At 69.9% G+C, this 12,069-nt stretch carries 8 protein-coding genes; 7 read left to right on the top strand and 1 reads right to left on the bottom strand.

Annotation, left to right across the window (positions count from 1 at the left end; translation table 11 throughout):
- The first annotated feature begins 101 nt into the window (after nucleotides 1-101).
- The 4 genes from BN2660_RS15605 (at nucleotide 102) to BN2660_RS15590 (ending at nucleotide 5,065) form a co-directional block, all read left to right on the top strand.
- Complete coding sequence (locus BN2660_RS15605; RefSeq protein WP_091234416.1) at nucleotides 102-1,709, top strand: ABC transporter substrate-binding protein; 1,608 nt, start codon at nucleotides 102-104, stop codon at nucleotides 1,707-1,709.
- Nucleotides 1,710-1,812: 103 nt separating this feature from the next.
- Nucleotides 1,813-2,751, top strand: coding sequence for an ABC transporter permease (locus BN2660_RS15600; RefSeq protein ID WP_091234413.1), 939 nt, complete (start codon nucleotides 1,813-1,815; stop codon nucleotides 2,749-2,751).
- On the top strand, nucleotides 2,748-3,560 hold the full coding sequence (locus BN2660_RS15595; RefSeq protein ID WP_091234410.1) for an ABC transporter permease: 813 nt from the start codon (nucleotides 2,748-2,750) through the stop codon (nucleotides 3,558-3,560). Before BN2660_RS15600 ends, BN2660_RS15595 begins: the two co-directional genes overlap by 4 nt.
- Nucleotides 3,557-5,065: an ATP-binding cassette domain-containing protein gene (locus BN2660_RS15590; RefSeq protein ID WP_091234407.1), complete on the top strand. Its 1,509-nt coding sequence runs from the start codon at nucleotides 3,557-3,559 to the stop codon at nucleotides 5,063-5,065. The genes BN2660_RS15595 and BN2660_RS15590 overlap by 4 nt, the downstream gene beginning before the upstream one ends.
- Here BN2660_RS15590 and BN2660_RS15585 read toward each other — a convergent pair.
- A complete protein-coding gene (locus tag BN2660_RS15585; protein ID WP_091234404.1) occupies nucleotides 5,055-5,705 on the bottom strand; it encodes a pentapeptide repeat-containing protein in 651 nt (216 codons plus the stop codon). The two genes, BN2660_RS15590 and BN2660_RS15585, sit on opposite strands and share 11 nt — an antisense overlap.
- A gap of 315 nt (nucleotides 5,706-6,020) precedes the next feature.
- Between BN2660_RS15585 and BN2660_RS15580 the strand changes: the two genes are divergently transcribed.
- The 3 genes from BN2660_RS15580 to BN2660_RS15570 all read left to right on the top strand — a co-directional run bounded on the left by BN2660_RS15580 (nucleotide 6,021) and on the right by BN2660_RS15570 (nucleotide 12,038).
- Nucleotides 6,021-6,860 carry an endonuclease domain-containing protein gene (locus BN2660_RS15580; protein ID WP_091234402.1) on the top strand — a complete coding sequence of 280 codons (840 nt, stop codon included), beginning with the start codon at nucleotides 6,021-6,023 and terminating at the stop codon, nucleotides 6,858-6,860.
- Nucleotides 6,861-7,284: 424 nt separating this feature from the next.
- Nucleotides 7,285-10,689: an isoleucine--tRNA ligase gene (ileS, locus tag BN2660_RS15575; protein ID WP_091234399.1), complete on the top strand. Its 3,405-nt coding sequence runs from the start codon at nucleotides 7,285-7,287 to the stop codon at nucleotides 10,687-10,689.
- Nucleotides 10,686-12,038, top strand: coding sequence for a bifunctional folylpolyglutamate synthase/dihydrofolate synthase (locus BN2660_RS15570; RefSeq protein ID WP_091234396.1), 1,353 nt, complete (start codon nucleotides 10,686-10,688; stop codon nucleotides 12,036-12,038). The genes ileS and BN2660_RS15570 overlap by 4 nt, the downstream gene beginning before the upstream one ends.
- Nucleotides 12,039-12,069: the final 31 nt, after the last annotated feature.

Raw genomic sequence — 12,069 nt, 5'->3', positions numbered from 1 at the left:
CGCAAGGAGTTCGTCGGCAGCCCGCCGCGGGAAAATGGACCGGGTGCAGGAATCGGCGATACGATGGATCTCACCCCGATCACATCCATCTGAGGATCAGCATGCCCACTCCGCTCGCGCGTCGAGTCCTGCCCATCGCCGCCGTCGCCGCCGTGAGCTCCCTTCTGCTCAGCTCGTGCGCGCCGGCATCCGACTCCGCCGACAGTGAGCTCGTTTGGTCCATCGAGGGGGCGAATCTCTCTGCCGGGCACATGGACCCGCAGGTCAGCCAGCTCGACGTGTCGGGCATGGTGCAGCGCGCGGTCCTCGACTCGCTCGTGTTCCAGGAGGACGACGGATCCTTCACTCCGTGGCTTGCGGAGGACTGGACGGTCTCCGACGACAGCACCGAATACACGTTCACCCTTCGGGACGACGTGACCTTCACAGATGGCGAGCCGTTCGACGCCGAAGCGGTGAAGGCCAACTTCGATCGCATCGTCGACCCCGAGACCGAGTCCGCTCAGGCGGCCAGCATGATGGGCGCGGACTTCTACGAGGGCACCGAGGTGGTCGATGAGCACACCGTGACGGTGTCGTTCTCGCAGCCCTACGCCCCGTTCCTGCAGGCGGCGAGCACGCCGCAGCTGGGCTTCTACTCGCCGGCCGTGCTCAGCGAGTCGGCAGACCAGCTCAAGGCCGGTGGGCCCGGGGTCACGGTCGGGACGGGTCCGTTCGAGCTCACCGAGTACACGCCCGATCAGGAGATCGTCTACACCCGGAACGACGACTACGCGTGGGGCCCGCACGGCGAGAAGGCCCCCGAGGTCGAGACCCTCCGCGTCGAGATCCAGCCCGAGGCGGCGGTGCGCACCGGAGTCATCGAGAGCGGCGAGGCCGATCTCGCGAGCAACATCCCGCCGAACCTCGCCGGCGAACTCGGCGACGGCATCACGGTCGACTCGATCGAGTACCCCGGCCTGCCGTACTCGCTGTACCTCAACGAGAAGTACGGCGTCTTCGCCGACGAGAAGGTGCGCCAGGCGTTCGCCCGCGGCATCGATGTCGACGCGTCGGTGGAGGAGATCTTCTTCGACCAGTTCCCCCGTGCCTGGAGCATCCTCGGATCCACGACCCCGGGATACGACTCCTCGCTCGAAGGCAGCTGGCCGTTCGATCAGGATGCCGCGAACGCGCTGCTCGACGAGGCCGGATGGACGACGCGCGACAGCGACGGCATCCGCATGAAGGACGGCGAGCGCCTCTCGGCCCGCTGGATCGCCTGGACTCCCGTTCCGGACGACCGCGCCGCCCTGGCGAACGCCGTCCAGTCGGATCTCAAGGAGATCGGATTCGAGGTGGTGCGCGAGGTTCTCGAGCCCGGCGCCTACAACGAGCAGTACGGGCCCAAGACGTTCGACCTGACGGACTGGGGCTTCTCGGGGGCCGACCCGGACTTCCTGCGGTCGCACCTGCACACCGAAGGATTCCAGAACGCGTCGCAGGTCACGGATCCTCAGGTCGACGCGCTTCTCGAGCAGGGCGTCGCATCCGGCGATCAGGCCGAACGCGACGCCATCTACACGCAGCTGCAGGAGTGGAACGCGCAGTACACGGCCATCGTGCCGCTCTACAGCCCCTCCGCCATCACCGCGATGGGCGAGCGGGTCTCCGGTCTGGACTACGACCTGTACGGTCGACCGCTCTTCTACGGCGTGAGCGTCGACTGACCCGAGAGTCGTGGGGCGTCCGTCGACGTCACCGTGCGATATCGTTCCTGAGCGAGCACGGGCGGCAGGCGGACGCTCGGGAACAGGCGAGAGGGCGCACACGGTGAAGGCAGCGATCGTGCGGGTCGCCGGCCTCGCGGCATCCGTCGTGGTCGTGCTGTGGGGAGCCGCGACGCTCGCGTTCCTCGCTTTCCGCGTCATCCCCGGAGACCCGGTGTCCGTCATGCTCGGGCCGCAGGCCCAGGTGAGCGAAGAGGTCAAAGACGGCATCCGCGCCGAGCTCGGCCTCGATCGACCTCCTCTCGAGCAGTACGCGACCTTCATCGGCCAGCTCGCGCGGGGCGACCTCGGCGAGTCGTATCAGCTGCGGATGCCGGTGACCGAGGTCATCGGGCGTCAGCTGGGCTCGACGGTGCAGCTGGCGATCCTCGCTCTGGTCATCGCCGTCGTCCTCGCCCTCGCCGTCGCCGTCTTCGTGCGCGGCGGCGCCGGTCGCGCGGTCGCCGCGGGGGTGGAGCTGGTGATCCTGTCGTCCCCGGTCTTCTGGATCGGGCTCGTGCTCCTCAGCGTCTTCGCGTTCGGGCTCGGGTGGTTCCCCGTGTCGGGGGCACGGAATCCCGCGACCATCGTGCTTCCTGCGATCACGCTGGCGCTCCCGGTGGCCGCCCTGCTCAGTCAGGTGCTTCGCGACGGACTCGCGCAGGCCGAGCGGATGCCGTTCGCCGAGACCGTCCGCGCGCGCGGCGCCGGTGCGTCGTGGTTCACTCTGCGGCACGGTCTCCGGCACGGTGCCGCCGGCGCGATCACCCTGACCGCCTACCTCACGGGGTCGATCCTCGGGGGAGCGGTGCTCGTCGAGACGGTGTTCGCGAGGGCCGGACTCGGGCGGGTCACGCTCGCCGCCATCAGCAATCGCGACCTCCCCGTGATCACGGGCATCATCCTGCTGAGCGCGCTCGTCTTCGTGGCCGTCAACGTGGTCGTCGAGCTGCTGCATCCGATCGTCGACCCGCGTCTGCGCGCACGGCGGGGTGTGCGATGAGGCGGGCCACGCTGGTCCTCCTCTGGGCCGCGATCGGCGTCCTGGCGGTGCTGGCCTTCGCTGCGGCCTTCCCCGGAGTCCTCGCCACCCACGATCCGCTGCAGACGGACGTGCGGGCGTCGCTCCTGCCGCCCAGCGGCGAGCACCTGTTCGGAACCGACCAGAGCGGGCGCGACGTGTACTCCCGAGTCGTGCACGGCGCGGGGCGCTCCATCGGCATCGGCCTGCTCGCGACCGTCGTCGCCCTCGCAGCGGGACTGCTCGTCGGCGCGCTCGCCGGACTCGCCCCGCGCGGCGTCGACGCCGCGCTCATGCGCGTGAACGACGTGCTCATGGCGTTCCCCGAGTTCCTCGTGGCCCTCGTCGTGGTGGCCGTGCTCGGCCCCGGACCCGTGAACATCGCGATCGCCGTGACCCTGGCGGCCGTGCCCGTGTACGTGCGGCTCGCGCGAGTGCAGACCAGGACGCTGCGCACCGCAGAGCACGTCGAGGCGGCGCGCATCCTCGGCGTGCCGCCCCTTCCCGCCTTCATGCGGCATGTCGTACCCGGCGTGCTGGGATCGTTGAGCGTGCTCGCCACGATCGGGATCGGTTCGAGCATCCTCGCCGCCGCCGGCCTCAGCTTCCTCGGCCTCGGGCCCTCCGAGCCCACACCGGAGTGGGGTCTGATGCTCGCCGGAGGACGCAACGTGCTGGGTCAGGCATGGTGGATCGCCGTCTTCCCCGGAATAGCCATCACCCTGACGGTCATCGCCGCGACCATCGTGGGCCGCGCGCTGCGAGCCCGTGCCGACGGGATCCGGTCGTGAGCGCCGCTCTGGAGCTCGAGGGACTCCGCATCGACTTCGGCGCGGGCCCGGTCGTCGACGGTGTCTCCCTGACGGTCGATCGCGGAGAATGCGTGGCGATCGTCGGCGAGTCGGGCGCGGGGAAGTCCCTGACGGCGCGCGCACTGCTCGGCCTCACGCCGGCGGGAGCGCGGGTGGGCGTCGACCGGCTCGTCGTCGACGGCACAGATGCCGCCCGCCTGGGCGAGCGAGGGTGGCGGGCCCTTCGCGGCGCACGCATAGCCCTCGTCTCGCAGGATGCGCTGGTGTCGCTCGATCCGCTGCAGCGCATCGGGTCAGAGATCGCCGAGCCGGTGCGGCTGCACCGTCTCGCTCGAGGGCGAGCGGAGTTGCGCCGGCGCGTGCGGGCGCTCCTGGGCCGCGTCTGGATGCCGGACCCGGACCGTCGTGCTCGGCAGTACCCGCACGAACTCTCCGGCGGCCTGCGGCAGCGGGCGCTGATCGCGTCCGCTCTCGCGGCCGATCCGGCGGTCCTGGTCGCCGACGAGCCGACGACGGCGCTCGACGCGACCGTGCAGGCACGCATCCTGGGTCTTCTGCGAGACATCGTCGACCAGGGCACGGCCCTGGTGTTCATCAGCCACGACTTCGCCGCGGTGCGACGGATCGCCGATCGGGTCCTCGTGATGCGCGGCGGCGTGGTCGTGGAATCCGGCACGGTCGCCGACGTCCTCGGGAATCCGCAGCACGCGTACACCCGGCAGCTCATCGCCGCGACCATGCATGAGCCGCGCGGGGAGCGGCAGGCCGCCACCGATCCCGTGCTCGTGGCGACGGGGGTGACGAAGACCTTCGACGGGATCGCCGCGGTCCACGACGCATCGTTCGCCGTCGCCGAAGGGCGCACCCTCGGCGTGGTCGGGGAATCCGGATCGGGCAAGACGACGCTCGCGCGGATGATCGTCGGTGTCGAGGCGCCCGATGACGGCGGGCTGCGCTGGCGCGGGAGGCGGCGCGTCCAGCTCGTGCATCAGAATCCGCTCGGCGCCTTCGACCCCCGATGGAGCATCGGACGGTCGCTGCGGGAGGCGCTTGCCGCAGGCGGGGTGCCGCGGGCGGAACGGAGCGCGCGGGTGGAGGCCCTTCTCGAGGAGGTGGATCTCGATCCGGCGCTCGCGTCCCGTCGTCCGATCTCGCTCTCGGGGGGCCAGCGTCAGCGGGCCGCCATCGCGAGAGCGCTCGCCGCGGATCCTGAGGTCCTGGTCCTGGACGAACCCGTGTCGGCCCTCGATCCGTCGGTTCGAGAGCTCGTGCTGCGCCTGCTGCTGCGGCTCCAGCGCGAGCGCGACCTCACGATGATCTTCGTGTCGCACGACCTCGACGTGGTCGGCGCCGTCGCCGACGACGTGCTGGTCATGCAGGACGGCGCGATCGTGGAGCAGGGCGCGGTCGGTGCCGTGTTCGCGGCTCCGCAGCATCCGTTCACGAGGGAGCTGCTGGAGGCGAACGGCCCCGTCAGTCCCTGACCTGGATGCCGAGGCCGTCTGCGAACAGCGGGGCGAGCTGCTGCACCTGCGTGGTGCTCAGGGTGGTTCCCCGAAGGCTGTTCGCGTCGAGGAAGGCCAGGGCGTCGAGCCCGCGGAGGTCGACGTCCTTGGCCCGCATCCCTCTGGGGTCGACCTCGTCGGTGCGCGTGTCGGTGAAGCGCACGCGGGTGAGCTCGGCCTGCGGCATGTCGAGTGTACGGATGCCGCAGGTCGAGACCGTCACATCGGTGGCGCGGGTGCCGCCGAGGTTCAGGTAGTCGATCCGAACGTCGTGGAGCTCGAGCTCGTCGATGCGCGCGCCGCTCAGATCGATCGTGCCGATGCGGCCGCCGCTGATGCGGACGCGGCGGACGCTCGCATCCCGCATCCGCAGAGAGGCGATGCGCGCCCCGGCGATCGAGACATCGATGAGCGTCGCCCCGGTGAGGTCCACCTCGTCGGCGTCGGCGGAGATCTCGCACTGCTCGAGGGAGGCGTGCGCGAGGTCGGCTGCTCCGCTGAGATCGAGGCGTGCCGCGAGCAGGTCGGCGCCGCGGGCCGGCGAGGCGTCTTCGAGCCGGGGAGGCAGGTCGGGCGGCGAGACTCGGGGCGCGATGGGGGAGTCGGGAGTGCGAGGCATGGGTCGAGCGTAGGCCGTGGCCCGGACACTCGGTCGGCCCCGGGCGTCGGGGCTGCGCCCGGCATCCGGACTCGGGCTGCGCGTTGAGGGCTGCGGCTGGGCGCCTAGGGAGGCCATGTGCGCTTCACAGAGCCGGATTCTTCGAGTACGGACTTCGGAGGCGCACAAGGACGCGCGAGGCGCGCGGCATCCGGGCTCGGATGCCGACGTCCACCGCTCCTGCACAATCGGTCTGGGCGCATCGTGGTCCACCGTCGCCGGGGGTTTCGGTCAGCGCTTGCCGCGGCCACCGAAGCGGTTCACGAGACTCGGTGGATGAGAACCGTCGATGACCTGTCCGTGCTGCTCGTGGAGCGCGGAGGTGTGGTCCGCAGCGCGGTGATCACGGACAGCGGCTTCTCACGGAGGACCGTCGAGGCCGCGGCCCGCACCGGCCTCATCATCCGACCTCGTCGAGGGTGGATCGCGAAGGCGGATGCGGAGAAGACTCAGGTGGCGGCCGCCCGGCTCGGCGTCGTCCTCACCTGCCGGACGCAGGCCGAGCTCCTCGGACTCTGGGTGCACGACAGCTCCGGCCCGCCGCATTTCGCGGTCGCTCACAATGCGTCCGTGCGGATTCCCTTCGAGGCGCGGGTGCACCGGGGCACGCCGGTCGTTCCCCGGCATCCGGATGCCCTGGTCGATCCGATCGAGAACGTGCTGGGCTTCATCGCCGAGTGCGAGCCCTTCGAGCGTGCGCTCGCCACATGGGAATCGGCGTTGACGAGGTCGCTGGTCACGCTCGAGGCGCTGCGCGGATACTCATGGAAGCCCGCCGCGCGCCGAATCATCGATCGAGCGGTGCCGTTCTCGGATGCCGGGCTGGAGACCTATGTCAGGGAGCGCCTGCGGTGGCTGCGCGTCGCGATCAGGGTGCAGATCTGGATAGCCGGCCACCGGGTCGACACGCTGGTCGGCGATCGACTCGTCATCCAGATCGACGGAGCGCACCACGTCGGAGCGCAGCGTTCCGAGGACATCCGCCACGATGCCGAACTGCGGCTCATGGGCTACCACGTCATCCGCGTGTCCTACGCGCAGATCATGTACGACTGGCACGTCGTGCAGGATCTGATCATGCGCGCGGTCGCGCAGGGGTTGCATCGCGCGGTGTGATCGAGCGCGAAGCCCTGTGGGCGGCGAAGCGGACGGGCGCCTCGCAAGGCCGTGGGCGCTTCCCGAGGCGGTATTCCTCGAGAGCGGCCTCCGGAGGTGCACACGGACTTCGGCGGTGCACGCGACGAGAGGAGCGGCGAGCGAGAGCGGCGAGGGAGAGCGACGAGAGGAGCGACGAGGCGAGCGTCAGGGAGCGCACGCGCGTACAATGGACGCACGAGCATCGATCCGGCCATCACCGGGGAGCTCTCGGAAGAACGGTCGCGAGACCCAGTAGAACCGAGCGGGGCAGGCCCGTCACAGCCGCAGTGAGAGTGGCCCCGCCGTGAGGCGCGGCACGCGAGGTGGTACCGCGGTTCCCCGGAACGACAATCCGGACGGATCGTCCTCGCAGCAGCATCCGCCACGACTCCTGCGAGACGACATGACCTACCCGCGTTCCTCCTTCGGCCCCGCCGCCGACGCTTCGGCAAGCTCAGCGACCCGGGGGGTCGCACCGAGCCCCCGGTTCCCCGAGATCGAGCAGGAGGTGCTCGACTTCTGGCAGGCCGACGAGACCTTCCGCGCCTCCATCGAGCAGCGCGAGGGCGCGGACGAGTGGGTGTTCTACGACGGGCCGCCGTTCGCGAACGGCCTGCCCCACTACGGGCACCTGCTCACGGGTTACGCCAAGGATGTCTTCCCGCGCTTCCAGACGATGCTCGGCAAGAAGGTCGACCGCGTCTTCGGCTGGGACACGCACGGTCTCCCGGCCGAGCTCGAGGCGATGAAGCAGCTCGGCATCACCGAGAAGAGCGAGATCGAGGACATGGGCATCGACGTCTTCAACGCGAAGGCGAAGAACTCGGTGCTCAAGTACACGCACGAGTGGCAGGACTACGTGACCCGCCAGGCGCGCTGGGTCGATTTCGAGCATGGGTACAAGACGCTCGACCTGGGATACATGGAGAGCGTCCTCTGGGCGTTCAAGACTCTCTACGACAAGGGCCTCGCGTACGAGGGCTACCGGGTGCTCCCGTACTGCTGGCGCGACGAGACCCCCCTCTCGGCGCACGAACTGCGCATGGACGACGACGTCTACCAGAACCGCCAGGACTCGTCCGTCACCGTCACGTTCCCGCTCACCGGCGCCAAGGCCGAGGCTCTCGGGCTGACCGCCGTCCGCGCCCTCGCCTGGACCACGACACCCTGGACCCTCCCCACGAACCTCGCGCTCGCCGTGGGACCCGACATCGAGTACGTCGTGCTCCCGGCGGGCCCGCACGGCGCGGCCGACGTGCACGCGGCGGCGGGAACGACGGATGCCGTCGTCGAGGCCTCCGCGCACCGCTACCTCCTCGCCAGGGAGCTCGTCGCCGGCTACGCGAAGGACCTCGGATACGAGAGCGCCGAGGACGCGCTCGCCGCGGTCGATCAGACCGTGCGCGGTGCCGAGCTGCAGGACGTCACCTACGACCGCCTGTTCGACTACTACGCGGATGCCGAGACCTACGGCACGGAGAACGCGTGGCGCATCCTGGTCGACGACTACGTGACGGTCAGCGACGGCACCGGCATCGTCCATCAGGCCCCGGCCTACGGTGAGGACGACCAGCGGGTGGCGGGAGCCGCGGGCATCCCCACCATCCTGTCGCTCGACGACGGCGGCAAGTTCCTCCCGAACGTCACCGACGTGGCCGGACAGCTCTGGATGGACGCGAACACTCCGCTCATCCGCTTGCTGCGCGGCGAAGGTCGGCTGCTGCGCGAGCAGAGCTACGTGCACTCCTACCCGCACTGCTGGCGCTGCCGGAACCCCCTCATCTACAAGGCCGTGTCAAGCTGGTTCATCCGCGTCACGGACATCAAGGACGACCTGCTGGCGAACAACGAGCAGATCACCTGGGTGCCCGAGAACGTCAAGCACGGCCAGTTCGGCAAGTGGCTCGAGGGCGCGCGCGACTGGTCGATCAGCCGCAACCGCTACTGGGGCTCGCCGATCCCGATCTGGAAGAGCGACGACCCGGAGTACCCGCGCGTCGACGCCTACGGGTCGCTCGAGGAGCTGGAGCGCGACTTCGGCACCCTCCCGCGCAACCCAGAGGGTGAGATCGACCTGCACCGGCCGTACATCGACGACCTCACCCGTCCGAACCCCGACGACCCCACCGGCAACAGCACCATGCGCCGCATCGAGGACGTCTTCGACGTGTGGTTCGACTCCGGGTCGATGCCGTATGCGCAGGTGCACTACCCGTTCGAGAACCAGGAGTGGTTCGACTCGCACGCCCCCGCCGACTTCATCGTCGAGTACATCGGGCAGACGCGCGGCTGGTTCTACGTCATGCATGTGCTGTCGACGGCGCTCTTCGACCGGCCCGCGTTCACCGGGGTGAGCTGCCACGGCATCGTGCTGGGCAGCGACGGCTACAAGATGTCGAAGTCGCTGCGCAACTACCCGGACGTGTCCGAGGTGCTCGATCGTGACGGGTCCGACGCGATGCGCTGGTTCCTCATGTCGAGCTCGGTGCTGCGCGGCGGTAACCTCGCGGTGACAGAGGAGGGCATCCGCGCCGGTGTGCGGGAGTTCCTGCTGCCGCTGTGGAGCTCGTGGTACTTCTTCTCGACGTACGCGAACGCCGCGTCCGCCGAGGGGTACGAGGCGACCTGGCGGACCGATTCGACCGACGTGCTCGACCGGTACATCCTGGCCCGCCTCGGCGAGCTCGTCCGCGACGTGCGGAGTGATCTCGAAGGACTCGACTCCACGACGGCATCCGCTCGTCTGCGCGACTTCGCCGAGGTGCTGACCAACTGGTACATCCGCCGTTCGCGTGACAGGTTCTGGGACCCGTCGGCAGACTCGGGGTCGAGGATCGACTGCTTCGACACCCTGTACACGGTGCTCGAGACTCTGACCCGCGTCGCCGCGCCCCTCGTGCCGCTCATCAGCGAGCGCGTGTGGCAGGGGCTCACGGGCGGCCGCAGCGTCCACCTGCAGGACTGGCCGGACGCCGACGTGTTCCCCGCCGCCGACGACATCCGCGACGCGATGGACGCCGTGCGGGACCTGTCGAGCGTCGGCAACGCGCTGCGCAAGAAGGAGAAGCTCCGCGTCCGCCTGCCGCTCGCCCGCCTCACGGTCGTCTCACCGGTGGCGGCGGAGCTGGCGCAATTCGAGGACATCCTCCGCGACGAGCTCAACGTGAAGTCGGTCGAGCTCGTGCAGCTCACCGAGTCGACCGCCGGCGACTACGGCATCAGTCATCGACTGAGCGTGAACGCGCGCGCGGCCGGTCCGCGTCTCGGCAAGAACGTGCAGACCGTCATCAAGGCCGCGAAGTCCGGTGACTGGTCGGAGGTCGACGGCGTCGTGACGGCGGGAGGCATCGCGCTCGAGCCGTCGGAGTACGAGCTGGCGCTCGAGACCGCCGGACGCCCGGAGGGGGAGGCGCTCGCGATCGTCCCCGCCGGCGGGTTCGTGCTGCTCGACACGCAGACGACGCCCGAGCTCGAGGCCGAGGGTCTGGCCAGGGACGCGATCCGCGTGGTCCAGGAGGCCCGCAAGAACGCCGGTCTCGACGTCAGCGACCGGATCGTGCTGGCGCTCAACGCGACGCCGGAGGACGCGGCCGCACTGACGGCGCATTCCGAGCTGATCTCCCGTGAGACGCTCGCCATCGCCTTCGCCGCCCAGCCGACGGACGGGCTGGACGCCGTGGTGGACGACATCCGGAGCCCCGGCGACGGCGTCTTCCGCACCGGCGCCAGGGCGCTGGGATCCTCGAAGGGCCCGATCATCGTCACCATCGACGCCACGGCCGTCGTGAGGGAAGGAGCGTCGGCATGAGCGCACGCGACAGGGCGGATGCCGTCTACGAGACGCTGCTGAGCCGCGCGGGGGAGCGGTGGGTGCAGCCCCGGAAGGAGCGCACGGCACGGGTCCTCGAGTACCTCGACGACCCGCAGCGCACCTACCGCGTCGTGCACATCACCGGGACGAACGGCAAGACCTCGACCGCACGGATGATCGAGAGCCTGCTCCGCGCCCACGGACTCCGCACGGGCCTGTTCACGAGTCCGCACCTCGAGCGCTTCACCGAGCGGATCATGATCGACGGCGAACCCATCGCGGATGACGCGGTGGCCGATGCCTGGGACGAGATCGAGCCGTTCGTGGGGATCGTCGACGACGAGCTCACGGCTGCGGGCGAGGAGCCGCTCACCTTCTTCGAGCTGCTGACTGTGCTCGCCTTCGTCGCGGTCGCCGACGCACCGGTCGACGTCCTCGTGCTCGAGGTGGGCATGGGTGGGGAATGGGATTCCACGAACACCGCCGACGGAGACGTCGCCGTGTTCGCGCCGATCGCCATCGACCACGCCGACAGGCTGGGCGACACGGTCGCGAAGATCGCGCAGGTCAAGGCCGGGATCATCAAAGAGGGCGCCGCCGTCGTCTCGGCGCAGCAGCCCGCCGAGGCGGCCGAGGTTCTGCGGCGTGTCGCTGCCGAGAGGAACGCCACCATCGTGTTCGAGGGAGACGACTTCGGTCTCGCCGATCAGAAGCTCGCGGTCGGCGGGCAGCTGCTGACCATCCGCGGGCTCGCCGGACAGTACGTCGAGGAGTACCTGCCTCAGTACGGAGCGCACCAGGGCCACAACGCCGCTCTCGCCGTGGCCGCGGTCGAATCCCTCATCGGCGGCGCCGAGCAGCGCATCGCAGACGACATCATGTCCGAGGGTCTTCAGGGAGCCACGTCCCCCGGGCGCCTGCAGCTGCTCGGCATCTCGCCGACGGTCATCGTCGACGGCGCGCACAACCCCCACGGGGCGCGTGCTCTCGTCCAGGCGATGGACGACAGCTTCGACTTCGACGAGTGGGGCCTCGTGCTCGGCATCCTGGCCGACAAGGACGCAGCGGGGATCGTGGCCGAACTCGCGCCGGCGACGGCTCATGTGTTCGCGACGATCCCGGAGTCGGATCGCGCCAGCGACGCCGACGTCATCGCCGATCTGGTCGAGGCGACGGGGCGCCGCGCCACCGTGCACGCGACTCTCGCTGAGGCTGCGGACGCGGCCCGCGAATGGGCGGCGTCGTCTGATCGCCGCGCCGTCATCATCGCCGGTTCCGTCGTTCTCGCCGGTGAGGCGATCACCCTGGCAGAGGAAGAGGACTGGAAGTCCGGGTGGCGCGCGTGAGTTCGGACCCGACCGCCGCGCGTCCTCCTCG

Source organism: Microbacterium sp. 3J1 (genome assembly GCF_001049495.1).
Classification (GTDB): domain Bacteria; phylum Actinomycetota; class Actinomycetes; order Actinomycetales; family Microbacteriaceae; genus Microbacterium.
The sequence above is the reverse complement of the archived record's forward strand: the minus strand, read 5'-3'. Positions and strand labels throughout refer to the sequence as shown.

Bases quoted from the DNA above. Each gene is read 5' to 3' on its own strand.
- BN2660_RS15605 (WP_091234416.1), top strand. From the start codon at position 102: ATGCCCACTCCGCTCGCGCGTCGAGTCCTGCCCATCGCCGCCGTCGCC.
- BN2660_RS15595 (WP_091234410.1), top strand. From the start codon at position 2,748: ATGAGGCGGGCCACGCTGGTCCTCCTCTGGGCCGCGATCGGCGTCCTG.
- BN2660_RS15585 (WP_091234404.1), bottom strand. From the start codon at position 5,705: ATGCCTCGCACTCCCGACTCCCCCATCGCGCCCCGAGTCTCGCCGCCC.
- BN2660_RS15580 (WP_091234402.1), top strand. From the start codon at position 6,021: ATGAGAACCGTCGATGACCTGTCCGTGCTGCTCGTGGAGCGCGGAGGT.
- ileS (WP_091234399.1), top strand. From the start codon at position 7,285: ATGACCTACCCGCGTTCCTCCTTCGGCCCCGCCGCCGACGCTTCGGCA.
- BN2660_RS15570 (WP_091234396.1), top strand. From the start codon at position 10,686: ATGAGCGCACGCGACAGGGCGGATGCCGTCTACGAGACGCTGCTGAGC.